24 protein-coding genes are annotated in these 24,750 nt (G+C 61.5%); 18 read left to right on the forward strand and 6 right to left on the reverse strand.

From position 1 onward, the window contains the following. The 6 genes from CHC01_RS06285 to ccoS all read left to right on the forward strand — a co-directional run bounded on the left by CHC01_RS06285 (position 1) and on the right by ccoS (position 4,574). Positions 1–186, forward strand: a complete 186-nt coding sequence (locus CHC01_RS06285; protein WP_349636609.1) for a cbb3-type cytochrome oxidase subunit 3 — start codon at positions 1–3, stop codon at positions 184–186. Beyond that, positions 177–1,058: a cytochrome-c oxidase, cbb3-type subunit III gene (ccoP, locus tag CHC01_RS06290; RefSeq protein ID WP_089263375.1), complete on the forward strand. Its 882-nt coding sequence runs from the start codon at positions 177–179 to the stop codon at positions 1,056–1,058. The genes CHC01_RS06285 and ccoP overlap by 10 nt, the downstream gene beginning before the upstream one ends. Then, positions 1,055–1,270, forward strand: a complete 216-nt coding sequence (locus CHC01_RS06295; RefSeq protein WP_244558220.1) for a hypothetical protein — start codon at positions 1,055–1,057, stop codon at positions 1,268–1,270. Before ccoP ends, CHC01_RS06295 begins: the two co-directional genes overlap by 4 nt. Before the next feature lie 16 nt (positions 1,271–1,286). Then, entirely contained in the window at positions 1,287–2,087 is an 801-nt protein-coding gene (locus tag CHC01_RS06300) for a DUF2189 domain-containing protein (RefSeq protein ID WP_089263377.1), read from the forward strand. Between the two features lie 70 nt (positions 2,088–2,157). Next, the gene (locus CHC01_RS06305) at positions 2,158–4,422 is read left to right on the forward strand and encodes a cation-translocating P-type ATPase (protein WP_089263379.1); all 2,265 of its coding nucleotides are present in this window, start codon (positions 2,158–2,160) and stop codon (positions 4,420–4,422) included. Then, the gene (gene ccoS, locus CHC01_RS06310; RefSeq protein ID WP_089263381.1) at positions 4,419–4,574 is read left to right on the forward strand and encodes a cbb3-type cytochrome oxidase assembly protein CcoS; all 156 of its coding nucleotides are present in this window, start codon (positions 4,419–4,421) and stop codon (positions 4,572–4,574) included. The genes CHC01_RS06305 and ccoS overlap by 4 nt, the downstream gene beginning before the upstream one ends. Positions 4,575–4,675: 101 nt before the next feature. Here the strand turns inward: ccoS and CHC01_RS06315 are convergent, their stop codons facing one another. Beyond that, positions 4,676–6,010, reverse strand: a complete 1,335-nt coding sequence (locus tag CHC01_RS06315) for an MFS transporter (RefSeq protein WP_089263383.1) — start codon at positions 6,008–6,010, stop codon at positions 4,676–4,678. Positions 6,011–6,188: 178 nt separating this feature from the next. On the opposite strand from CHC01_RS06315, the gene cyoA reads away from it, so the two are divergent. The 7 genes from cyoA to CHC01_RS06350 all read left to right on the forward strand — a co-directional run bounded on the left by cyoA (position 6,189) and on the right by CHC01_RS06350 (position 13,208). Next, positions 6,189–7,352: a ubiquinol oxidase subunit II gene (cyoA, locus tag CHC01_RS06320; RefSeq protein WP_176454518.1), complete on the forward strand. Its 1,164-nt coding sequence runs from the start codon at positions 6,189–6,191 to the stop codon at positions 7,350–7,352. A 14-nt stretch (positions 7,353–7,366) separates the two neighbouring features. Next, on the forward strand, positions 7,367–9,391 hold the full coding sequence (gene cyoB / locus CHC01_RS06325; RefSeq protein WP_089263387.1) for a cytochrome o ubiquinol oxidase subunit I: 2,025 nt from the start codon (positions 7,367–7,369) through the stop codon (positions 9,389–9,391). Continuing rightward, entirely contained in the window at positions 9,388–10,020 is a 633-nt protein-coding gene (cyoC, locus tag CHC01_RS06330) for a cytochrome o ubiquinol oxidase subunit III (protein ID WP_089263389.1), read from the forward strand. The genes cyoB and cyoC overlap by 4 nt, the downstream gene beginning before the upstream one ends. Further along, entirely contained in the window at positions 10,017–10,406 is a 390-nt protein-coding gene (cyoD, locus tag CHC01_RS06335) for a cytochrome o ubiquinol oxidase subunit IV (RefSeq protein WP_089263391.1), read from the forward strand. The genes cyoC and cyoD overlap by 4 nt, the downstream gene beginning before the upstream one ends. After that, the gene (locus CHC01_RS06340; protein ID WP_502695631.1) at positions 10,406–11,227 is read left to right on the forward strand and encodes an SURF1 family protein; all 822 of its coding nucleotides are present in this window, start codon (positions 10,406–10,408) and stop codon (positions 11,225–11,227) included. The genes cyoD and CHC01_RS06340 overlap by 1 nt, the downstream gene beginning before the upstream one ends. An 84-nt stretch (positions 11,228–11,311) precedes the next feature. Next, positions 11,312–12,685 (forward strand): ATP-binding protein, encoded by a 1,374-nt coding sequence (locus CHC01_RS06345; protein ID WP_502695632.1) that lies wholly within the window; start codon positions 11,312–11,314, stop codon positions 12,683–12,685. Further along, on the forward strand, positions 12,675–13,208 hold the full coding sequence (locus CHC01_RS06350) for a response regulator transcription factor (protein ID WP_089263395.1): 534 nt from the start codon (positions 12,675–12,677) through the stop codon (positions 13,206–13,208). Before CHC01_RS06345 ends, CHC01_RS06350 begins: the two co-directional genes overlap by 11 nt. 39 nt (positions 13,209–13,247) lie before the next feature. On the opposite strand, the gene CHC01_RS06355 is transcribed toward CHC01_RS06350, so the two are convergent. From CHC01_RS06355 to CHC01_RS06370, 4 genes are read right to left on the reverse strand one after another with little or no spacing between them, the layout of a single operon-like run. Further along, the gene (locus tag CHC01_RS06355; RefSeq protein ID WP_089263397.1) at positions 13,248–14,687 is read right to left on the reverse strand and encodes an amidohydrolase family protein; all 1,440 of its coding nucleotides are present in this window, start codon (positions 14,685–14,687) and stop codon (positions 13,248–13,250) included. A 13-nt stretch (positions 14,688–14,700) separates the two neighbouring features. After that, positions 14,701–15,726: an ABC transporter substrate-binding protein gene (locus CHC01_RS06360; RefSeq protein WP_089263398.1), complete on the reverse strand. Its 1,026-nt coding sequence runs from the start codon at positions 15,724–15,726 to the stop codon at positions 14,701–14,703. Between the two features lie 27 nt (positions 15,727–15,753). Beyond that, positions 15,754–16,527, reverse strand: a complete 774-nt coding sequence (locus CHC01_RS06365) for an ABC transporter permease (protein ID WP_089263399.1) — start codon at positions 16,525–16,527, stop codon at positions 15,754–15,756. A 3-nt stretch (positions 16,528–16,530) separates the two neighbouring features. Then, positions 16,531–17,385 carry an ABC transporter ATP-binding protein gene (locus tag CHC01_RS06370; RefSeq protein WP_089263400.1) on the reverse strand — a complete coding sequence of 285 codons (855 nt, stop codon included), beginning with the start codon at positions 17,383–17,385 and terminating at the stop codon, positions 16,531–16,533. Between the two features lie 165 nt (positions 17,386–17,550). On the opposite strand from CHC01_RS06370, the gene CHC01_RS06375 reads away from it, so the two are divergent. Continuing rightward, entirely contained in the window at positions 17,551–18,252 is a 702-nt protein-coding gene (locus tag CHC01_RS06375) for a GntR family transcriptional regulator (RefSeq protein WP_089263401.1), read from the forward strand. A 14-nt stretch (positions 18,253–18,266) separates the two neighbouring features. Here the strand turns inward: CHC01_RS06375 and CHC01_RS06380 are convergent, their stop codons facing one another. Beyond that, positions 18,267–19,661: an aminotransferase-like domain-containing protein gene (locus tag CHC01_RS06380; RefSeq protein ID WP_089263402.1), complete on the reverse strand. Its 1,395-nt coding sequence runs from the start codon at positions 19,659–19,661 to the stop codon at positions 18,267–18,269. A 273-nt stretch (positions 19,662–19,934) separates the two neighbouring features. Here CHC01_RS06380 and CHC01_RS06385 point away from each other — a divergent pair, with 273 nt between their 5' ends. The 4 genes from CHC01_RS06385 (at position 19,935) to CHC01_RS06400 (ending at position 24,709) form a co-directional block, all read left to right on the forward strand. After that, positions 19,935–21,245, forward strand: coding sequence for a hydroxymethylglutaryl-CoA reductase, degradative (locus CHC01_RS06385; protein WP_089263403.1), 1,311 nt, complete (start codon positions 19,935–19,937; stop codon positions 21,243–21,245). A gap of 164 nt (positions 21,246–21,409) precedes the next feature. Beyond that, positions 21,410–22,648: a CaiB/BaiF CoA transferase family protein gene (locus CHC01_RS06390; RefSeq protein ID WP_244558221.1), complete on the forward strand. Its 1,239-nt coding sequence runs from the start codon at positions 21,410–21,412 to the stop codon at positions 22,646–22,648. Next, positions 22,648–23,406, forward strand: a complete 759-nt coding sequence (locus CHC01_RS06395) for an enoyl-CoA hydratase/isomerase family protein (RefSeq protein WP_089263405.1) — start codon at positions 22,648–22,650, stop codon at positions 23,404–23,406. The genes CHC01_RS06390 and CHC01_RS06395 overlap by 1 nt, the downstream gene beginning before the upstream one ends. A gap of 76 nt (positions 23,407–23,482) precedes the next feature. Continuing rightward, entirely contained in the window at positions 23,483–24,709 is a 1,227-nt protein-coding gene (locus tag CHC01_RS06400; protein ID WP_089263406.1) for an ABC transporter substrate-binding protein, read from the forward strand. The last annotated feature ends 41 nt before the right edge of the window (positions 24,710–24,750 follow it).

A 24,750-nucleotide genomic window follows, 5' to 3' on the forward strand; every position in this document is an offset into this window, starting at 1 on the left:
ATGGAGCATGAGGCCACCGTCTGGTTCGCGAAATCCTTCGGACTGTTCTACCTGATCGCCATGTCCATCGGCGTGATGGTCTATGCTTATTGGCCGAAGAACAAGACGTCGTTCGACTCTGCGGCACAGTCGATCCTTGATCCCTCGGTTGAGGACAAGCCATACGAGGCGAAGCGATGGCAGTAGAGGAACGCGACCCCGTCTCCGGCTATCTCACCACCGGCCACGAGTGGAACGGCATCAAGGAATTGAACACGCCGGTGCCGCGTGCGGTCGTTTTCTTTCTCTGGGCGACCTTTCTCTATTCGGTCGTGTACTGGATCCTGATGCCGGCCTGGCCGCTCGGTGTGACCTATACAAAGGGCCTGCTCGGGATCGACCAGCGCAATATCGTGGCCGAGCAGATAAAGGACGCGGCCTCGGACCGCGCCAAGTGGAGCAAGCTGATCGAGACCGAAAGCTTCGAAGCTATCCAGGCCGATCCGAAGTTGATGAAGATCGTGCGGCAGACCGGCGCGACGTTGTTCGGCGACAATTGCGCGGCCTGTCATGGCCGCACCGCCGAGGGTGGCAACGGCTTTCCAACGCTGGTGTCGCAGGCCTTTCTCTGGGGCGGTACGCCCGATGCGATCGCCGAGACGATCCGCGTTGGCATCAATTCGCCGCACAAGGACTCGCGGACCTCGCAGATGCCGGCCTTCGGCCGCGACGGGATGCTGAAGCGCGAGCAGATCGACGATGTCGTCGACTATGTCAGCAGCCTGTCGAATCCCGCGGTGGCCAAGGCGATCGCGCCCGCGAAGCTCGCCAGCGGCAAGGCGGTGTTCACCGACAATTGCGTCGCCTGCCACGGCGAGAACGCGACCGGCAATATCGAACTCGGCGCGCCGAACCTGCGCGACAATTTCTGGATCTATAGCGGCGACGCCCAGTCGGTCTTCACGACTGTCTGGGGGGGCCGGCAAGGTCACATGCCGAGCTGGGATTCGCGGTTGTCGGCGCTCGATCGCAAGATTCTCGCGCTCTATCTCGTCAATCTCAGGGCTGCCGGACCATGAGCGCAGCAGCGATGAAGCAGGTCAACGCGAAGGTCTGGGTCTGGATGGCGGTTGCTGCCGCTCTGCTGTTGGTGCTGATGGCCAATGCGCACATGGTCTATGTGGCGTTCTCGTCGCAGCCCGACTGTATTGATCACGTCAAGCGCGGCACCAGTGTCGCGGAAGCCGGCCAATTCAGCGCGGCGTCCTCGTCATGCACACCGCGTCATTGAGATTGCGAGGTCGAAGATGACTCTTCCAGCCGTTGCTCCTCCGCTACCACCCTCGGTGTCGTGGAATCGCCATGTCGCGCCATCCGTCGCCTTTGACTGGCTCAAAGCCGGCTGGCGCGATCTGACAATTATCCCGTCGGTGAGCCTCAGCTATGGCGTGCTGGTTTTTGCGGTCTCGGTCGTCCTGGTCGGCGGGTTGTTCGCCTTCGGCTGGGACTACATCCTGTTTCCGGCCTTTGCCGGCTTCATGGTGGTCGGGCCGGTGCTCGCCATCGGACTCTATGAGAAGAGTCGCCGGATCGCCGCCCATGAGCGGGTGTCGCTGCTGCAGATGATCCTTGTCCGGCCAAAGTCGGGCGGGCAGTTGCTGTTCGCGGGCCTCCTGTTGTGCTCGCTGATGCTGGTCTGGATCCGCGCCGCGGTGATCATCTACGCGCTGTTTTTCGGCATGAACCCGTTTCCCGGCCTCGATGGCGTCGCTTCCATGCTGTTCACCACACCCATCGGGTGGGCGATGCTGATCGCCGGCACCGCGGTCGGCGGCATCTTCGCGGCATTCTCGTTTGCGATCAGCGTGTTCGCCATTCCCATGCTGCTCAACGAACGCGTCGATGCGCTTACCGCCATGGGCACCAGCATGGGGATGGTCTGGGCCAATCTGCCGGTCATGCTGACCTGGGCGGGAATCGCGCTGGCTTTGTTCTTGATCAATGTCATGACCGGCCTGCTCGGTATGATCGTCGTGTTTCCCGTGCTCGGTCACGGGACATGGCACGCCTATGTGGCGATGAAGCCGGGTGTCGAGGTGACTGGCTAAAGCATGATCCGGAAAAGTAGGAACTGGTTTTCCGAAAGGATCATGTGCAAAGTGAGAAACGAGGTCTCCGATGAGTTGCTGTGGCTCAGGAGCAGAATTGGCTATACTGGCGGCGCCGGATCCGCGCGAAGTCCTGCTGGTCAGCCGTACCATTGCCGGCGGTTTGAGGCAGACCGATCTCTCGGTGCCGGACGTTCACTGCGGCGCCTGTATCCGCACGGTCGAACAAGCGCTTGGCGCGCTTGACGGCGTGACATGGGCGCGGGTGAATCTCTCGACCAAGCGCGTCACCATCAAATGGCGCGCCGATGTCGCACCGCCGCCTTTCATCGAAACGCTGCGCAATGTCGGCTATGCAGCGCATCTGTTCGAAGTCGATGGCGATACCACGGATACGACGCTGTCAGAACTGATCCGTGCGCTCGCGGTATCGGGCTTTGCGGCCAGCAACATCATGTTGCTGTCGGTCTCGGTGTGGTCCGGCGCCGAGCCTGCGACGCGCGATCTGTTCCACGGCATCTCTGCACTGATCGCGCTGCCGACGCTGATCTATTCCGGCCGCGTGTTCTTTCGCTCGGCCTGGCAGGCGCTGCGTCACGGTCGCACCAATATGGATGTGCCAATCTCGCTCGGCGTATTGCTGGCTTTCGGCATGAGCCTGTATGAGACCGCGATCCATGGCCCACATGCTTATTTCGATGCGGCGGTGTCGCTGCTGTTCTTCCTGCTGATCGGTCGCACGCTCGATCACATGATGCGCGAACGTGCGCGCGTCGCAGTCAAGGGGCTCGCGCGTCTGGCCGCGCGCGGCGCGCTGGTGCTGCAAAGTGACGGTGCGCAGACCTACCTGCCGGTCGGCGAAATCACTGTGGGTATGACCATCATGCTCGCTGCCGGCGAGCGCGTGCCGGTCGATTCGCAGGTCAGCAAAGGTTTGTCCGAGCTCGATGTTTCGCTGGTCACCGGCGAGAGCGTGCCGCAGCCGGCACTGCCGGGGTCGATCCTGCGCGCCGGCACATTGAATCTGACGGGACCGCTGACGATTACTGCGATGGCCTCTGCCAACGAGTCGTTCCTCGCCGAGATGCTGCGGATGATGGAAGCCGCGGAGCAGGGCCGGTCGGTCTATCGCCGGATCGCCGATCGTGCGGCCGGGCTTTATGCGCCGGTGGTGCATCTCACCGCAGCTATCACACTCGTCGGCTGGCTCATCGTGTCCGGCGACGTACATCGCGCGATCACCATTGCGGTGGCGGTGCTGATCATCACCTGTCCCTGCGCGCTTGGCCTCGCGGTGCCGATGGTGCAGGTGGTTGCTGCGCGGCGGCTGTTTGAGAGCGGCATCATGATCAAGGATGGCGGGGCGCTTGAGCGTCTCGCCGAGGTCGATACTGTGGTGTTCGACAAGACGGGCACACTGACGCTCGGCAATCCCCGCGTCGTCAATTCCCACAACGTCGATCCTGCGACCCTGGCACTGGCCGGCGCGATCGCCGCGCATTCGCGTCATCCCTATTCGCGTGCACTCGCTGCTGCCGTTTCAACAACGACGACTCCGATTGCGCTCGATGATGTCTCCGAACATCCGGGCTGCGGCATGGAAGCGCGTCTCGGCGGCAGCGTGCTGCGCCTCGGGCGGCCGGAATGGGCCCTCACCGATACCAGCGGTATGGATCTCGATGGCTCTTCCGTCGTGTTGTCGCGCGATGGACAATGCGTGGCGGATTTCCGCTTCGAGGATCGGTTGCGTGCGGGCGCGGCTGAAACGGTCGGCGCATTGAAGCGCGACGGACTGTCAGTCGAGGTTGTCTCGGGCGATCGCCAGACGCCGGTGCGGACACTCGCTGCAGGCATGGGCGTGCCATATTTCGCCGGCGTGCTGCCGGGCGGCAAGGCGGCGCATGTGGCCGAGCTGGCATCCGCCGGCAAGAAGGTGCTGATGGTTGGCGACGGTCTCAACGACACGCCGGCGCTGATGGCCGCGCATGCGTCGATGGCGCCGGCATCGGCTGCCGATGTCGGGCGCAACGCGGCAGATCTCGTCTTCTTGCGCGAGGACCTGTCGGCGGTGTCTCAGGCAATCGCGGTCTCGCGCGAGGCCGGGCATCTCGTGCGGCAGAATCTCGCTCTGGCAGTCGGCTACAATCTCATTGCGGTGCCGATCGCGATCATGGGTCACGTCACGCCGCTAGTTGCCGCGATTGCGATGTCCGGTTCGTCCATCGTCGTGGTGGCCAACGCGCTGCGGCTGCGTGGCCGCGGCAAGTCCGACAAGTCTCAGGGCGCAAGCGCATCAACGCCGCGAATGTCAGTCAGAATGGAGCCGGCGGAATGACAGACTACTTCTATCTGATTCCGATCGCCATTGGGCTTGGCCTGTGCGGCCTCGCGGCGTTCCTGTGGTCGCTGAAATCAGGCCAGTATGACGACCTGCAGGGTGCCGCCGAACGCATCCTGCATCAGGATGATGTGCCGCTGTCGCATTAGCGAAGTAGATGCCGGTTCGCGTCAGGGAAATAAGCCAGAACAAAAAGAAAGAGCCCCGGTTCTGATCAGAACTGGGGCTCTTTCTTTAGCGACAGTGTTGCTTACGGCTGGATCGCCGAGGCGTCGCGGCTGGCGAACTGCCGGTTGATCGAGATCGCAAGCAGGGTCACGACTGCGCCCGACAGCAGATACACGCCCGACGAGGACAGGCCGAAGCGGCTCGACATCACTAGCGCCACGAATGGTGCGAAGCCGGCACCGAACAGCCAGGCAAGGTCGGTGGTGAGCGCCGAACCGGTGTAGCGGAAGCGCTTCGAGAAGCTCGAGGCGACCGAGCCCGACGACTGACCGAGCGACAGGCCGAGCAGGATGAAGCCGGTCACCATGAAGGCGAGTTCGCCGACGATGCCGCCGTCCAGCATCTGCGGTGCGAAGCCGCTGAATACCGCGATGGCAATCGCCGAACCGGTCAGCAGCGTGCGGCGACCGACCTTGTCGGCGACATAGCCCGACACGATCATGGCGATGATGCCGAACACGGCGCCGATACATTCGACGATCAGGAAGCGGCCGGGTGCTTCGCGGGTGAACAGGAACACCCATGAGAGCGGGAACACTGTGACCATGTGGAACAGTGCGAAGCTCGCCAGTGGTGCGAATGCGCCGATCACCACGGTGCGGCCCTGCTGGGCGATCGTCTCGGTGATCGAGGACGGCTCGAGTTCACGGGCTTCGAACAGTTCGGTGTAGCCGGGCGTCACCACCATGCGCAGGCGCGCAAACAGGGCGACGACGTTGATGGCGAAAGCAACGAAGAACGGATAGCGCCAGCCCCAGTCGAGAAAGTCGTCAGCGGACAGAGTGTCGACGAAGAAGGCGAACAGCGCGCTCGCCACCAGAAGGCCAATCGGCGCGCCGAGCTGCGGGATCATGGCGTACCAGCCCTTCTTGCCTTCCGGCGCATTGAGCGCCAGCAGCGAAGCAAGGCCGTCCCAGGTGCCACCCCAGGAAATACCCTGGCCAATACGTGCAGCAGCCAGCAGCCAGGCCGATGCGACGCCGATGGATTCGTGGCCGGGCAGGAAGGCGATGGCGACGGTGGCAACGCCGAGCAGGAACAGCGCGATGGTCAGTTTGGCGCCTTTGCCCTGGCTGCGATCGATGGCCGTGAAGATCATCGTGCCGATCGGGCGGGCGATGAATGCCAGCGAAAAGATCGCAAAGGAATAGAGAGTGCCGGTCAGCGGATCGAGATAGGGGAAGACGAGCTTCGGAAACACCAGCACCGAAGCGATCGCATAGACGAAGAAGTCAAAGAACTCGGAGGTCCGGCCGATGATGACGCCAATGGCGATCTCGCCCGGATTCACGGCTCCGTGGCCATCCGCGTGCAGAAGGCGTGCGTCCCGTTCAATCGTCGATGACGTCTGCGCCATTTTTTCTATCCGTCGGTGCTGTGTTGAAGGTCATGCAATCGACGCCCAAAGGGCGACGCGAGGTTGACGATTTGTCGCGAACCGCGTCTTCGGACCATTGGACAAATTGTCCAATGTTGCCCTGCAGCAAATACGCCTAACCGTGCGCGCGTACGGACATTATCGAATGGGTAACACCTTGAGCCGCCTACGGATACTCCTTTTGCTGCCCTTGGTTGCCTTGCTGGGCGGATGCAATTTCGTCGTGATGAATCCTGCGGGTGACATCGCAGTGCAGCAACGCGATCTCGTGGTCATTTCCACGGTGTTGATGCTGCTGATCATCGTGCCGGTGATGGCCCTGATCGTGTTCTTCGCCTGGAAGTACCGGCAGTCGAATGCTGACGCGAAATACGAGCCGGACTGGGATCACTCGACCCATCTCGAGCTCGTCATCTGGTCGATGCCCCTCCTCATCATCATCTGTCTCGGCGCCGTGACCTGGTCCAGCACGCATCTGTTAGACCCGTATCGTCGGCTCGACCGGATTGCGCCCGGCAATGCTGCGAGCCTTCTTGAGCCGCTGCAGGTCGAAGTCGTCGCGCTCGACTGGAAGTGGCTGTTCTTCTACCCGGACTACGGCATTGCTACGGTCAATGAACTGGCCGCGCCGGTCGATCGTCCGGTGCGCTTCAAGATCACTGCCTCGTCGGTGATGAACTCTTTCTATATCCCCGCGCTCGCCGGCCAGATCTATGCGATGCCCGGCATGGAAACCAAGCTGCACGCGGTCATCAACAAGGCCGGCGTTTATGACGGCTTTTCGGCGAACTATAGCGGCGCCGGCTTCTCCGGCATGCGCTTCAAGTTCCATGGCGTCGATCAGGCCGGCTTCGATGCCTGGATCGCCAAGGCCAAGGTGAGCAACGAGACGCTGAGCCGCGAGGCCTATCTGGATCTCGAAAAGCCCAGCGAGAATGTGCCGGTTCGTCTCTATAAGGAAGTCGCGCCTGATCTCTACAAGGCGATTCTCAACATGTGCGCCCAGCCCGGCAAGATGTGCATGAGCGAGATGATGGCGATGGATGCGAAGGGTGGGCTTGGTCTCGCCAGCGCTCGCAATATCCTGCCGCTGAAATACAATATCTCGATGCTCGACGGCTCCAGCTCGACGAAGAACTACGTTGCTAGCGTCTGCACCCTTGCCGAGGCCGCACGCGAAGCAGCCGATCACCGCTCGACGACTACACTCGACCCGACGCCGGTTACCGGTGCTGGTCTCGCGCGCCCGGGTGCCGCCCCCGCGCCGTTCAATTTCACGCCTGCGCCGCCGCCTGCCGAGCGGCGCGCTTCCAACACCTGATCGGGTCGATCTAAATGTCTGATACAGCCGCACTGGCAAATACAGGGCTTGCGAAGTTCATCTTCGGCCGCCTGACGCTTGAGTCGTTTCCCTATCATGAGCCGATTCTGGTCGCGACTTTCGCGATGGTCGCGCTCGGCGGCATCGTGCTGCTCGGCGCGCTGACCTATTTCAAGTTGTGGGGCTATCTCTGGAAGGAGTGGTTCACCAGCGTGGACCACAAGAAGATTGGCATCATGTATATGGTGCTGGGCATCGTCATGCTGCTGCGCGGTTTCGCCGACGCGATCATGATGCGCGCCCAGCAGGCCATGGCCTTCAACGGCTCCGAAGGTTTCTTGCCCGCCCATCACTATGATCAGGTGTTCACGGCGCATGGCGTGATCATGATCTTCTTCGTCGCGATGCCGCTGGTCACCGGCCTGATGAACTACATCGTGCCGCTGCAGATCGGTGCGCGCGACGTGTCGTTCCCGTTCCTGAACAATTTCAGCTTCTGGATGACCACCGGTGGCGCCATCCTTGTCATGATGTCGCTGTTCGTCGGTGAGTTCGCCAAGACCGGCTGGCTGGCTTATCCGCCGCTATCGAACATCGGCTACAGTCCGGATGTCGGCGTCGACTACTATATCTGGGCGCTGCAGGTGGCCGGCGTCGGCACGACGCTGTCGGGCATCAACCTGATTGCGACCATCGTGAAGATGCGTGCGCCGGGCATGACCATGATGAAGATGCCGATCTTCACCTGGACCTCGCTCTGCACCAACGTCCTGATCGTCGCGTCCTTCCCGATCCTGACCGCCGTACTCGCGCTGTTGTCGCTGGATCGCTATGTCGGCACCAACTTCTTCACGAACGATCTCGGCGGCAACCCGATGATGTATGTGAACCTGATCTGGATCTGGGGCCATCCGGAGGTTTACATCCTGATCCTGCCGCTGTTCGGCGTGTTCTCGGAAGTGACCTCGACCTTCTCGGGCAAGAAGCTGTTCGGCTACACCTCGATGGTCTACGCCACGCTGGTCATCACGATCCTGTCCTATCTCGTCTGGCTGCATCACTTCTTCACCATGGGCTCGGGCGCCAGCGTAAATTCCTTCTTCGGCATCACGACGATGATCATCTCGATCCCGACGGGCGCGAAGATATTCAACTGGCTGTTCACAATGTATCGCGGCCGCATCCGGTTCGAACTGCCGATGATGTGGACGATTGCCTTCATGCTGACCTTCGTGATCGGCGGCATGACCGGCGTTCTGCTCGCAGTACCGCCGGCCGACTTCGTGCTGCATAACAGCCTGTTTCTGATCGCCCATTTCCACAACGTGATTATCGGCGGCGTGGTGTTCGGCATCTTCGCGGCTATCAATTTCTGGTTCCCGAAGGCCTTCGGCTTCAAGCTCGATCAGTTCTGGGGCAAGGTATCGTTCTGGGGCTGGGTCCTCGGCTTCTACTTCGCCTTCATGCCGCTCTATGTGCTTGGTCTGATGGGCGTCACCCGCCGCCTGCGCACCTTCGACGATCCGTCGCTGCAGATCTGGTTCGTCATCGCTGCTTTTGGTGCGGTTTTGATCGCCATTGGCATCGGTGCTTTCCTCGTGCAGATCGCGGTCAGCATCTGGAATCGCGAGAAGCTGCGGGATACCACGGGCGATCCCTGGAACGGGCGCACGCTGGAATGGGCAACGTCGTCGCCGCCGCCGGATTACAACTTCGCTTTCACCCCGGTCATTCACGACAATGACTCATGGTGGGACATGAAGCGCCGCGGTTATACGCGTCCGCTGGAGGGCTTCAGGCCGATCCATATGCCGAAGAACACCGGCACCGGCGTGATCCTCTCGATCTTGGCCACGGCGATGGGCTTCGCCCTGATCTGGTACATGTGGTGGCTCGCGGCCCTGAGCTTCGTTGCCATCGTCGGCGTCGCGATCTTCCATACCTTCAACTACAACCGTGACTTCCACATTCCGGTGGAGGACGTCATCCGTACCGAAGGCGAGCGTACGAAACTTCTCGCAGTACAGGCCGCGTCATGAACGTACCGACCCAAACGATAAACGGCACTGAAGTCCCGGTCTTCTACGTCGTCGATGAACACGATCATCCGGCCGGTTCCAGCACCATGCTGGGCTTCTGGCTCTACCTGATGAGCGATTGCCTCATCTTCGCGATGCTCTTCGCCACCTTCGGCGTGCTCGGCGGCAGCTATGCCGCGGGGCCGGGGCCGAAGGATCTGTTTGACCTCAAGCTGGTCGCGCTCAACACCGCGATGCTGCTGTTCTCGTCGATCACCTATGGCTTTGCGATGCTGGAGATGATGAAGGGTAGAGTGAAGTCGACCCAGATGTGGCTCGGCATCACCGGCCTGTTCGGCCTCGCGTTCCTCTGCATCGAACTCTATGAGTTCCATCACATGATCCACGAAGGTGCTGGCCCCTGGCGGAGCGCCTTCCTGTCGTCCTTCTTCACGCTGGTAGGCACCCACGGCCTGCACGTCACCTTCGGCATCATCTGGCTGGTGACGCTGATGGTGCAGGTCGCCCGTTTCGGCCTGATCGAGGCGAACCAGCGGCGGCTGATGTGCCTGAGCATGTTCTGGCATTTCCTCGACGTCGTCTGGATCGGCGTCTTCACCTTTGTTTATCTGCTGGGAGTGCTGCGATGAGCGCCGATGCACATGTCGCGCACGGACATGGTCACGATGACCACGGTCACGATGACGGCCGCGACCATGGTTCGTTCAAGTCGTATATGACTGGCTTCGTCCTCTCGGTCATCCTTACCGCCATTCCATTCTGGCTGGTGATGACGGGCGCGATCGAGAACAAGAACTGGACCATCGCGATCGTCGTTGCGTTCGCTGTGGTGCAGATCGTGGTTCACATGGTCTACTTCCTGCACATGAACACGACGTCGGATGCCGGCTGGACCATGATGGCGCTGATCTTCACGATCATCATCGTCGTGATTGCGCTGAGCGGTTCGCTCTGGGTGATGTACCACCTCAACGTCAACATGATGCCGGTTCACGACATGAGGAATATGCCCTGATGGCCACGGCGCGCGCCAACGACGGGATCGTCGTAGACCGCCCGGCCAGACAGGAGTCGTCTGAATCGAAAATGAAATCCGGGCGGTCGCCACGTAGCGCGACAACCCTCACGGTGCTGGGCCTGCTGGCACTGCTCGGTATCGCGGGATTGACCGCGCTGGGCATCTGGCAGGTCGAACGCCGCGCCTGGAAACTGGATCTGATCGCACGTGTCGATCAGCGCAGCCACGCCGCGCCCGAAGCTGCACCCGGGCCTGCGGCGTGGCCTGCGATCAATCGCAATGACGATGAATATCGTCGCGTCAGCGTCACCGGGCGGTTTGTGCCGGGCGCCGATACTCTGGTGCAGGCTGTCTCGGATCTCGGCGCCGGCTTCTGGGTGCTGACGCCGCTGCGCGCCGAGGCCGGCTACACCGTGCTGGTGAACCGGGGGTTCGTCAGCCCGGATGAGCGCAAAGCCGGCGCATTCGCGGCGCCCGCGACGCAGGTGTCGGTAACCGGGCTGCTGCGCGTCACCGAACCGAAGGGTGGGTTCCTGCGCTCAAATGATCCCGCTACCCAGCGCTGGTATTCCCGCGATGTCGAGGCGATTGCCGCCAGCCAGACGCTCGGCGCTGTCGCGCCCTATTTCATCGATGCCAATGCCGCGCTGGACGCGCCGGGGCAGCCCCATGGCGGCCTGACCGTGATCGCCTTCCCGAACAACCACGTGGTCTATGCCATCACCTGGTTCGGCCTCGCTTTGATGCTGGCCGGCGCTGCGCTGTTCGTCGCCCGCGACGAGTGGCGGATTCGGAAAAAATCACTACCTCGCGTATGACGTCTTGGATGATACGCCGGTCCGATCGAGCCCGGCCGATCAAGCTGACGGGGCGAGATGCCGGGTTTGGGAGCAGAGAGCAAGGTGGGCACACCAGACGTCACTGGCGTCAGTGCGGTTGCCGCGTCACCGGTCGACGCGACAGGTGCCACCACGCCCGTTGCAGTCACGGCTCTGCCGCTCGACGAGACCACCAATATCAAGAACATCAATCTGCTGATCCAGTTGCGCTGGATCGCAGTGGTCGGGCAGGTTCTGACCATCGGCTTCGTGCATCTGGTGATGGGCATTTCGCTACCGCTGATGGCCATGGTCATGGTGCTGTGCGGCTCAGTATTCCTGAACGTCATCAGCCAGGAGTGGCTGCGCCAGCAGACCGACGCGCGTGACCGCGAACTGCTCCTGCTTTTGCTGCTCGACGTCGCGGCGCTGACCGCCCAGCTTTATCTGAGCGGCGGCGCCACAAATCCATTCATATCGCTCTATCTCCTGCAGGTTACGCTCGGGGCTATGCTACTGAACGGCCGCTCGACCTGGGTCGTTGTTGTTGTTGCCTGTCTGTGCTTCGCCGGGCTGATTGTATTTCATCGTCCGCTGGCGCTACCGGACGCGCTGCGCGACGATCTGTTCCAGTTGCACATTATCGGCATGTTGATCTGCTTCGTGCTGGACGCGGCGCTGATCGTTGTTTTCATGACGCGCATCGCACAAAACCTGCGCGAGCGTGACGAGGGTCTGGCGGCGCTGCGTCAACAGGCTGCAGAGGAAGATCATATTGTGCGCATGGGCCTGCTCGCTTCCGGCGCCGCGCATGAACTCGGTACGCCGCTGGCCTCACTGTCGGTGATCCTCAGTGACTGGCGCCGGATGCCGGAACTTGCAGGCAACCCAGAGCTTATGGAAGAGATCAGCGAGATGCAGGCCGATGTGCAGCGCTGCAAGTCGATCGTCACTGGAATTCTCATGTCAGCGGGCGACATGCGCGGCGAGGCGCCGGTTGTGACGACCGTCAACGGCTTCTTCGGCGAACTGGTCGAGGACTGGCGCGGCGCGCGCTCGATCAACACGCTGGTCTATGAGAACCGGTTCGGCGAGGACATGCCGATCGTGTCGGACTCGGCGTTGAAGCAGATGATTTTCAACGTGCTCGATAACGCCAACGAGGTATCGCCGCTCTGGGTGCGCCTCGCTATCGAGCGCGATGGCGATTCGCTGGTGCTGAAGGTCAGCGACATGGGGCCGGGTTTCGCCAAGGAGATGCTGGCGAATTTCGGCAAGCCCTATAATTCAAGCAAGGGCCAGTCCGGGCGCGGGCTCGGTCTGTTTCTGGTGGTCAATGCCGTCCGCAAGCTGGGCGGCGCAGTGGTGGCGGAGAATCGTCCTGTGGGCGGTGCCCTCGTGATGTTGTCGCTACCACTATCCGCCCTCGCGATTGGAGCGCGCAAACATGTCGGATGAACGTCTGCTGATCATTGTCGAGGATGACGAGGGTTTCGCGCGCACGCTGAAGCGATCGTTCGAGCGTCGCGGTTACACCGTGCTGCATTCCGAGGGCTTCGAGACCTTGACCGAGGTGCTCGGCGACAAGGTGCCGGGCTATGCGGTGGTCGATCTCAAGCTCGGCGGAGCCTCGGGCCTGGCTTGTGTCGAGGCGTTGCATGCGCTGAGCCCTGAGATGCTGATCGTAGTGCTCACCGGCTATGCCAGCATTGCCACGGCGGTGGAGGCGATCAAGCTCGGCGCGTGTCATTACCTCGCCAAACCTTCGAACACCGACGATATCGAGGAAGCGTTCCAGAAGGCGACCGGCGACGTGCAAGTGGCGCTCACGGAACGTCCGACCTCGATCAAGACGCTGGAATGGGAACGCATCCATCAGACGCTGGTGGAGAGCGATTTCAACATTTCGGAGACGGCGCGCCGCCTCGGCATGCATCGCCGCACGTTGGCACGAAAGCTGGAAAAACGTCAGGTGAACTGAAGCCGCTGAAGGTTTGGTGAGCTAGCAGCGGCCCCGCTGCTAGCAACACCCCTGTTGCCGGAACCAGTGCGACACGGCGCTTTCGAACGGTGCCCAAGCGCGTTCAAACGCCTTGAACTGGGGCGCGCTCTTGCGATAGAGCCCGCGCAACTCGGTCTCCATGGCCTCCAGGTCGACGCCGGTCGGCTTGCCATCGCGGCTGATGGTACGCCCGTCGACCACGACATCGCGAATGCAGCTGCTGTTGCCGCGGGCAAACAGCATGTCGATCGGATCGACCGGCATGATGGCATCGCGGTCGAGCTGGCCGATATCGAGTGTCACGAAATCTGCGGCTTCTCCGGCGGCGAGCGTGCCCGGGCCGGGGGCGCCGATCGATCTGCGGCCATTGCGGATGGCAAGCGCGAGAAACTCCGCACGGCCCCATGTGCGGTCGAAGCCGAGGCCGTCATGCGCCATCTGCACGAGACGCATTTCGCGGATCGCATCATCGTCCTCGTCGAGGGCAACGCCGTCGATGCCCACGGCGATCCGGCAGCCGCGGCGATGTGCATCGGCAATGGGTGCAAGACCGGAATGCAGATGCAGATTGGAGCTGAAATTCGTCACGATGGTCGCGCCGGACTCGGAGATCATGTCGAGTTCGTCCGGCCGGGCATGGATGCAATGCGCCAGTGTCAGGCGGTTGGACAGCAGGCCGATATCTTTAAGGTAGCTCACAATGCCGCTCGGAAAAGCGCGGTCGGCCCATTGCCGCTGATAAATCGTCTCGAGCAGATGCATGTGCACGCGCCGGCCGGTCGCCGCGGAGTGCTCGGCGATGGCTTCGAGCAGCGCAGGCGAGCACCACTGGACGCCGGCCGGCCCGAATTGCACGTCGATCATCGGCCCGGCAATAGCGGCATGAATAGCGTCGACGCGGTCGAGATATTCGGATGGTGTCGGGCTCGGACGAATGAACATGTCCTGGATCGTGCTGCGGTCGTCTTCGGGCAATGCGGCAAGCACGTCGTCGCTATCGCCATAGACGATCGGATTCTGGTCGCGTACGGCCAGCGCGAAGGCCAGCCGGATGCCGACATCGTTTGCGGCGTTTGCGATGGCGATCGACTCATCGAGAATCGGCATCTTGCCGCTGGGGCGAGTGTAATGAATCATCGCGCCGCCACAGCCTGCGCGCGCCGAACGGGCGAGCGAGACAGCGGCGACGAGATAGGGATCGGGCGGCGTGCCGAAGGCCGAACGTGCGATCCACGATTCCAGCGGCATGTTCGATGCGCCGAAGGATGTCATCGATGGACGCGCGTGGTCGTGGGCATTGACCAGCGCCGGGATGACCAGATGGTTCGTCTGCGGCGAAATGCTTGCGCCGGCTGAGACCTTCGTGATCAGGCCATCCGTATAATGGATGCTGGCCTGAGGCACGAGACCGCGATCTGTGCCGGTGAAGACATTCGTCGCAGACGCAACCTGGGTCATGCCACGCGCCCGTTTAGTTCGCGGTGTAGACCAGTTCGCGGTCCTTGCGTTCCGGCAGGAACTCGCGCGAGAAGATTTCCTTCGGGGTCGGCGTGCGCTTCAGATCGTAACCTTCGACGACCATGCCGATGGCGCGGGTCATGCGGTCATCCTTGATATCGCCGACGCCGATTTCCTTCATCTCGGGCGAGACCATCAGCTTGTCGAAGGAATATTGCAGGCGGCGCTTTTCGACGGGAACATCGACGAGATTGTCGAAGGCGATGACCGACGCCATGCCGGCGTTCTGATCCTTGGCGACGGCGATGTTAGCCTTGTTGATCGCGCGGACCAGACCGGCAACAGCCTTGGGATTCGAAGCCAATAGCTTCTGCGATACCATCACGCCGTTGGAATACAGGTCGAGGCCGAATTCACCGAAGGAGAACCACTTATAATCCTTCTCGGGATCCTGGCGGTTCAGGACGAGATTGAAATAGCTGGTAATGTTGAACACCAGCGCGGCGTCGATATCGCCCTTGATCAGCATCGGCTCCTGCAGATTGGGAGCCATATTGGTGACCTTGATCTTGTCGGCCGCAAGACCGTTCTTCTGGATGAAGACGGGCAGCAGCCGCGTCGTCGGCGTGCCCTGCGCGCCGCCCAGCGTATGGCCTTCGAAATCCTTGATCGTCTTGATGCCACTGGTGTTTTTGGTGACGATCGAGAAGGGCGGCTGGTTCCACATCATATAGACCATCACCGGCGCATCCTGCGGACGCGTCGATGAGTTCTGGATGATGGCATTGACGTCGCCGAAGCCGGCATCCCAGGCGCCGGACATGATGCGGGTCACGGTCGCGCCGGAGCCTTCGCCCTGATCGATGACAACGTTCAGGCCCTCTTCCTTGAAGTAGCCTTTGTCTTTCGCATAGAAGAACGCCGCGTCACTGCCCTGGGTTTTCCAGCCCAGCGTGAACTTGATGGTCGTCTCCTGAGCGAAGGCGGAGCCTGTAAGCAGGACACTGCCGACTGCGAGGGCGGTCAATCTTTTCAACATGACGTTCTCCTGGTTGATGTGGGTGGATTAGGTCGCAACGAGATCATTCTTGCGTGTGGCCCAACCGGTCACGCGCGCCTCGATCAGAGAGAAAATGACGTAGAGCGCCACGCCGAGGATCGCGAGAATGAACAGGCAGGCGAACACCAGCGGGACGTTGAAATTCGACGATGCGCTCATCATCACATTGCCGATGCCGCGATTGGACGCGACGGTCTCGGCCAGAACGGCACCGACAAAGGCGTAGCTGACCGCGACTTTCAGCGAGGCAAAGAAGAACGGCATGGTGCGCGGCAGGCCGACATTCCAGAGAATGTCCATCTTGCTCGCGCCGAGTGCCTTCAACACGTCTTCCAGCTCCGGTTCGGTGGTCGCGAGGCCGGTCGCGATATTGACGACGATGGGGAAGAAGCAGATCGACAGCGCGGTGAGAATCGCAGGCACGGAGCCCGAGCCGAACCACAACACGAAGATTGGCACGACGGCGACTTTTGGAATCGACGAGAAGCCGACCAGCAGCGGATAGGCGGTGTCATAGGCGACTTTCGAGACGCCGATGACCGCGCCCAGCACTACGCCGAGGCCGACGCCAAGGACGAAGCCGGCCATGGTCGTGCCGAGGGTCTGCAGAATATGCGGCCACAGGATCGGGAAGCGCGCGATCAGCGTCGCAATGATTTCCGTCGGACGCGGAAGAACCAGATCCGACACGCCCGATATGGCGCAAAATAATTGCCATCCGACGAAGAAGATGACGATCAGTCCGAACGACCAGAGTTTTTGACGCAGGCCTACACTCATGACCTATGCCTCCTGCGCTTCGGGAGCGTTGCTCCGGGCATTGACGATGAGTTCCCGCAGGCGCTGGTTGAGCGCGACGAAATCAGGCTCGAAAGTCATGGGGATGGTGCGCGGGCGCGGGAAGTCCACCGGGCTGTCGTCGAGGATGCGGCCCGGTCGTGCGCTCATCACGCAGATGCGGCTGGCCAGGAAGCCGGCTTCGCGGAGGTCATGCGTGACCAGCAGCACCGTCGGTTTGTGTTGCAGCCAGAGGCTCTGCAGGATCGACCAGAGTTCTTCCTTGGTGAACTGGTCGAGCGCGCCGAATGGCTCGTCGAGCAGCAACATGCGCGGCTCATGGATCAGCGCGCGGCACAGATTGGCCCGCTGCAGCATGCCGCCGGAAAGCTGCCACGGATACTTCTTGCCGAAATCCTTGAGGCCCACTTGCGCCAGAAGCGCGTGTGCCTTGTCGAGAAACGCGCCTTTGCGTTGCTGTCGGTATTGCGACCGGAACGGCTCGACGATCTTGAGCGGCAGCATGATGTTCTGCTCGATGGTCAACCAGGGCAGCATGGTCGGGTTCTGGAACGCCATGCCAATCCGCAGCGCCTTGGCGGCGACCTCACGCCCGCCGACGATGACGACGCCGGTGGTGGGGCGGAGCAGATTGCTGACGAGCTTGAGGATCGTCGACTTTCCGCAGCCGGAGGGGCCGACAAGGGCAAGGAATTCGCCGTCGGGGATGATAAGGTTCGTCTCCGCAAGCGCCGGCGTGGCGGTCGGGCCGCGGCCGAACGTTACCGAGGTCGCTGACAGTTCAACGGCGGTCGGTCTGCGTTGGCCCTCGGTGGGCCCATTTTCTTGCATACTTGTCATGGCGATAAGTGCATGCAATTGGGGTGCCACTTGAGTCCGGAGCGAAACGTTGTCATTTTACGTTCGCTCGCCATTCCCTGAGGAATTATTGGGCAGTCACTCTCCTCGATTGCATGCACTTCGGGCACGGCCCGGAATGCCAAAATCGCGACAGGTTCGATCTGAATGCCAGAAGCGCCGAATTCAAAAGACAAGGTTGGGGTGATCTGCCGTGCGCTGCGGCGGGCAATCATCGAGCAGGCCCTGGAACCCGGCGCCAAGCTTCCCGAGGACTCCCTGGGTGAGCGCTTTGGTGTCAGCCGCACCATTGCGCGCTATGCACTCGGGCAACTGGCGTCCGAGGGGCTTGTGGAGCTGCGACGTAACCGCATCGCCGTGGTCGTGACGCCGAGCTGGCAGGACGCGCGCGACATCTTCGATATCCGGATGGATCTCGAACGGCTGATCGTCCGCAAGATCGCCGGCAAGCTCAGCAGCAGCCAGATCGCGCGCCTCAAGGCGCATGTCGAAGCGGAGCGCGAAGCGCATGACGGGCCGAACGCCGTGTCCATTCGCTTAGCGACTGAATTTCACATCATGCTGGCGTCGATGACCAACAGCCCGGTGCTGGTCCGCTATGTCAGCGAGATCGCCTATCGCTGTTGTCTGACATTGTCGCTGTTCAGCAGGCCGCATTCGTCGGAATGCGGCATCAGCGAGCACATCGCGATCATCGAAGCGCTGCAGGATGGCGACGCCAACAAGGCGATGTCGCTGATGCATTCGCATCTGGACTCGGTCGCCAACCGCGCGCTGGTGGAGCCGACCCCGGCGCGGGGCCGGGATCTGCTCGACGTACTGGCCCCCTATACCGAGGAAGCGACCTGAAGGCGTCGCGGCGTCTATTGCAGCCGGCGCAGTAGAAATTCGTAGAATTTCGGATTGTCCGCCCGCGACACATTGATCCTGATCGCCCGTGCTAGCGGACTGTTCTTGTCGAGGCAGAACAGGCTTCCCGGCGCGATGAAGATGCTGTCCTTCGCGCCTTCGCGCGCCAGCGCCATATCGTCGATTCCGTCCGGCAGCAGCAGATACAGGTAATAGCCCGTGCGTGTGTCGGCATAGAGCCGATGTCCGCCGCGCACGAGATTGGCGCGCACCTGGCCCATGGCGGCTTCACTCCGCTGTCCCAGCCGCTTCAGGTGCCGTTCATAGTGGCCGCCCGCGAGCAGCCGGTGCAGCAGCCGCTCCACATGTCCCGAACTGTTGACCGTGGTGAGCATCTTCAGTTCGGCCAGCGTCGCGATGCGGTCGCTGCGGGCCGCGATGAAGCCCGATCGTAGGCTCGCCGACAGCGTCTTCGAGAAGGTCCCGATCGAGATCACATTGTTCAGCTGATCGAGCGTCGCCAGCCGGCTGTTCGTCGCCATCGGCAGATCGGCAAACGGGTCGTCCTCGACGATTACGAGGTTCGATCGCATCGCCGTCTGAAGCACCGCATGCGCTACGGGCAGCGTGATCGATCCTCCGGTCGGATTGTGGCCAAGCGACTGCGTGAAAAACAGCTTCGGCCGCTCCGACTGGATCTTTGCGGCGAGGTCGTCGACATCCGGCCCATCCGCCAGGCGGCGAACGCCGACGATGCGAACCTGCGCCAGCGTGAGCTTTGCGAACAGAGGATAATAGCCGGGCTCGTCCGCCAGCACCGTATCGCCAGGCGACAGCATCGCGCGGATGATCAGGTCGAGCGCGTGATTGGCTCCGAATGTGAGCAGAAGCCCGTCTTCCTTCACCGCGATTTGCTGGGCTTGCAGCCGCAATGCGATCTGTTGTCGGAGCGGCAGGAATCCGAGCGCGGAGCCATAGGCGTCAGCGGCGGCCGGCAGGATCCGTCCGGTGCCGCTCAGATGGCGCTTGATCTCCGATTGCTCCGTCCACGACGCCGGCGGCCGTCCGTCGCCGACGCGGATCTCGAAATTCTGCGAGAGCTGGGCACTTAGCAGCGATGCGATGTCGACGGCTTCGCTCACGTGTTTCGGTCGCCCGCCATCATCGCCGCGATAGATGACCACGAAACCGGAGCCTGCCTTTGCTGCGACGAGATTGCCAAGCACCAGTCGGTCATAGGCTTCGACCACGGTGTTCTTCGACACGCCAAATTCCCCGGCGGCTTTTCTGATCGAGGGCAGGCGGTTGCCTTCCGACAATGCGCCGGAGAGGATTTGCACACGCAACCGGCCGGCCAAAGTCTCGGCCAACGTTGTGCCGTGGTCGGACGGCTCACGAGAAGCAGTCAAGCAATGCCTCCAGGTGCAGTGCTGGACGATCCATCAGAACCGTACCTTTCTCCAAGAGCGACAAGATTGAATTCAATCGTCCAGTCTCATGTCTTCGCGCAGATGGACCTAGTCTGCGCTCCATTTGCACGGAAGAATACTGCATCCGCGAATAGAGAGGTCATATCGCAATGGGTACAGTCTAGGACAATATTTCAAAACTGTCTCTTTCGGACCTCATCCGCGGATGCCTAACGTGCCGCCAACAGAAGACCCTGTGTGGGAGGCGCCGCAATGGCCGGTTCGAAGTCGGGCGAACAGCCCGGAAAGATCAATTCGCGTTTGGAAAATCTGCGTAATCTCGCGCCTGCCGAAAGGCTGGGCCGTGTGATCGACGCGACCTCGCTCGGTGATACCGAGCGCGCGGCCTTCGGCCCCGGCGCGCTGCCGCTCGAACTCGCCAATGGCATGATCGAGAATGTCATCGGCACTTTCGAACTGCCGGTGGGTATCGCCACCAATTTCACCGTGAACGGCCGTGATTATCTGATTCCGATGGCGGTCGAGGAGCCGTCGGTGGTGGCCGCGGCGTCCTATATGGCGCGCATCGTTCGCAAATGCGGCGGTTTCCAGACCTCAAGCTCCGCGCCGATCATGCGTGCGCAGGTGCAGGTGTTAGGCGTGACCGACGTGCACGGCGCCCGTGCGCGCGTGCTACGCGAGCGCGATGCCATCCTTGAGGCGGCCAATACCAAAGACAAGGTGCTGATCTCGCTCGGCGGCGGCTGCCGCGACGTCGAGGTGCATGTGTTCGAAGACACACCGGTGGGGCCGATGATGGCCGTGCATCTCATCGTCGACGTGCGCGATGCCATGGGCGCCAACACCGTCAACACGATGGCGGAGACGGTCGCGCCGCTGATCGAGAAGATCACAGGCGGAACCGTGCGTCTGCGCATCCTGTCGAACTATGCCGATCTGCGCATCGCCCGCGCAATGGTGTCAGTGACGCCGGAGGCGTTGAAGACCGAGGAATATGATGGCGAGCGGATCGCCCGCGGCATCGTCGAGGCCTGTGCGTTTGCGATCGTCGATCCCTACCGCGCGGCGACTCACAACAAGGGCATTATGAACGGTATCGATCCCGTCGTGGTCGCCACCGGCAATGACTGGCGCGCCATCGAGGCCGGCGCCCATGTCTGGGCCTCGCGCTCCGGCCGCTACACCTCGCTCTCCAATTGGGAAATCGATGGCAAGGGCAATCTCGTCGGCACCATTGAGATGCCGATGGCGCTCGGCCTCGTCGGCGGTGCCACCAAGACCCATCCCGCCGCGCGAGCGGCCCTGAAGATACTTGGCGTGCAGAGTGCGCAGGAACTGGCGGAAGTCGCCGTTGCCGTCGGTCTGGCGCAGAACATGGGCGCGCTTCGTGCGCTGGCCACCGAAGGCATCCAGAAGGGGCACATGGCACTGCATGCGCGCAACATTGCCATCGTCGCCGGTGCCACCGGTGACGAGATCGAGGTGGTCGCCGTCGCGCTCGCCGCCAATCACGACGTGCGTGTTGATCGCGCCAAGGAAGTTCTCGAGAAGCTGCGTTCGTAGAAGTGGAGGCCTTCTAACGCCACTTTGTGCAACGCAACTTCGTGCAGGCATCACGCCTGCACGGCCGGCGGGTATGAAAATGTATCTTCGATACTCACGCTCTTGTACGAAAACCACGCGTGCCGATGTTGTCGGCGGATATTCGTATGGACTGGGAGGATGATGTGAACACTGCAGAAAAGATAGATGGGCTCAAGGAGCGCAACGGTCCTCTCAAGGGCGTGACGGTGCTTGACATCACGCGTGTTGTCGCAGGTCCATTCTGCTCGATGTTGTTCGCAGACCTGGGTGCCACCGTGATCAAGGTGGAGCATCCCGGAGAGCCGGATTATGCGCGGACCTTTCCACCCTTCGTCGGCAACGACGATGAGCAACTCAGCGCCTTCTTCACACAGTTCAACCGCAACAAGAGGGGCATTACGCTCAATCTGAAATCCGATGATGGCAAGGCCCTGCTGAAGAAGCTGGTGCAGAAGGCCGACATCCTCGTCGAGAACTTCCGTCCCGGCACCATGGACAAGCTTGGCCTCAGCTACGAGGTGCTGCGCGAACTCAATCCCAGGCTCGTCTATACCGCTATCAGTGGCTTCGGTCGCACAGGTCCAAATTCATCCAAGCCGGCCTATGACAATACGGGGCAGGCGGCCGGCGGGCTGTGGTCGATGAATGGCTATGCCGACATGCCGCCCGTTCGCGTCGGCACGATCATCGGGGACCTCGCCGCTTCCCTCTGTGCGGCTATCGGAACGCTCGCAGCATTGCGAGAGGCGGAGAAGACCGGCGTCGGTCAGGTGGTCGATGTGTCTCAGCAAGACTCCGTGCTGACTCTGACCGAGAACGCCGTGGTCCGTTACACCGCGCAGAAAGAGGTCGCCTCGCCACTGGGCAACGATCATCCGTTCGTTCGGCCCTATGGCCAGTTTCCCTGCAAGGACGGTTACGTTTTCTTCGGCGGCTACACCGACAAGTTCTGGGCGATTACCTGCACGCTGTTCGGCGAGCCGGAACAGGCCAAAGATCCTGCCATCGATACGATGGAGAAGCGGTTCGATCACGCGGTGGCAGAGACCAGGGTCAAGCCGCTGCTGGAACGCTGGTTCGCGAACTACACCAAGGCCGAACTCGAGGAGATGGCCGGCGACAAGATACCGCTCAGCGCCATCAAGACCATCGCCGAAGTGGTGGAAGACCCGCACATCGCTGCGCGTAACATGATCGTCGACGTTCCGATCGCCGGAAAGCTGATCGGCATGTTCGGTCTGCCGATCAAGCTATCCGGTGCGGGACAGATGTCGTTCGAAAAAGCGCCGCTGCCTGGCGAGGACAATGCAGAGGTTCTCTCCCGGTTGGCGGATGTCACGGCGGCCGAACTGGCGCGTCTCAAGGCGTCGGGAGCGATCTGATGGCGATTGATTTCACCAAGGACAGTCACGTGGCAACGGTCCGGATCAACCGGCCGGACAAGATGAATGCGCTGACGCTCGCCATGTATGACGACCTTGGCCGCGCATTCCACGCCATCAAGGATGACGATGAGATCCGGGCCGTGGTGCTGACCGGTGCGGGCGATCGCGCCTTCTGCGTCGGTGCTGACCTCCGGGAGTCTATTCCTGCACTTGCGGCGGACACGATCGACATCTCTGCCTGGGATCCGGCGCACATCAAGTTTCCCGGATTCTATAAGCCGGTCATCAGCGCCATTCGCGGCATGTGCATGGGCGGCGGGTTCGAGATCATGCTGGCGACGGACATCCGGATCGCGGCGCGCGACGCTGTCTTTCAACTGCCCGAACCGAAGCATGGTTTCGTGCCGGCAGGAGGCACGCTCGTGCGCCTGGTCCGGCAGATTGGCTACGCGCATGCCATGGAGATCATGCTGACGGCAGCGCGCTTTTCCGCGGATGACATGCTTGCCAAAGGCGTCGTCAACTGGGTTGTCGATTCCGATCAAGTCGAACCGCTGGCCTATGAGATGGCAGCCAAGATCGCGGCACTGAGTCCGATCGCCATCCAGACCATCAAGGAAGCGGCGCTCACGCTTCAGGACCTGCCGCTCGCAGAAACATTTCGCGCGGAGGCCGCGCTCGGTCAGCGCACCTTCACGAGTGCGGATGCCAAGCGTGGCCTGGCTGCGTTTGCGAACAGAGGAAACGGGAAGTGACGATGCGATAGGTCCCTGGAGAGATCGCGCGTTGCAGGCATATTGAAAAATCAAAAACGTAAAAGGGGTGGAGGATATGAGACGATCTGAACTGGGTGCGTGCTTTACGACGGCGATTGCCAGCGTTTTTCTTTGCACCGTCTCTGCTTTGGCGCAGAACGCACAGGTCTCGGATGGCGTCGTCCGTGTCGGCGTGATCGAGGATATGTCGGGCGTCTATGCCGACATTACCGGCAAGGGTGCCGTGACTGCGGCGCAGATGGCCGTGGAGGATTTCGGCGGCAAGGTCCTCGGCATGCCGGTCGAAGTCGTATTCGCAGATCACCAGAACAAGCCGGACATTGCCGCCAACGCTGCACGCAAATGGTTCGATACCGACAAGGTCGATGCCATTCTCGACGTTGCGTCGTCATCGCCTGCCTTGGCCGTGCTCGAGATCGCCAAGGAGAAGAAGATCATCACGCTGAGCTCGCCGGGATCGACCCGGATCACGAACGAGGTGTGTGGACCCTATGTGGTTCATTGGGCCTATGACACATTCGCGATCGCGAACAGCACAGGTAAGGCGCTAGTCAGCCAAGGTTTCGATACCTGGTATTTCGTGACGGCGGACTATGCGTTCGGTCAAGGCCTCGAGAAGGACACTGGCGATGTCGTCAAGGCATCGGGCGGCAAGGTCGCCGGTGCGACGAAACACCCGGTCGGGACCGCGGACTTCGCCTCCGTCCTACTGCAGGCGCAGTCGTCCAAGGCCAAGGTGGTGGCTCTCGCCAATGCCGGTGGCGACACCATTAATTCGATCAAGCAGGCGGCAGAGTTCGGCTTGACAGCAGGCGGCCAGAAGCTCTCGGCACTGGCCGGATTTATCAACGACGTTCACGGTCTAGGGCTGAAGGAGGCCCAGGGGCTGACGATCACCGAGGCGTCGTATTGGGACATGAACGACGAGACGCGGAAGTGGTCGAAGCGCTTCTACGGGAAGGTGAACGCCATGCCGAACATGCTTCAGACCGGCACCTATTCGTCAGTGCTTCACTATCTGAAGGCCGTCCAGGCAGCGGGTACCGACGAAACCGAGGCGGTGATGAACAAGATGCGCGAACTGCCCGTCGATGACGTGTTCTACAAGAACGGCAAGATCCGCGAAGACGGTCGTATGGTCCACGACATGTATCTGTTCGAAGTGAAGAAGCCCGCCGAGTCGAAGGCGCCGTGGGATTACTACAAGCTGCTCGCCACGGTACCCGCCGATCAGGCGTTTCAGCCGTTGGCGCAGTCGCGCTGCCCGCTGGTGAAGAAGTAGGATAAACGCAAAAAGGCCCACCAGAATGGCGGGCCTTTTCA

The sequence above is a fragment of the Tardiphaga sp. OK246 genome (genome assembly GCF_900188215.1).
Lineage (GTDB): Bacteria > Pseudomonadota > Alphaproteobacteria > Rhizobiales > Xanthobacteraceae > Tardiphaga > Tardiphaga robiniae.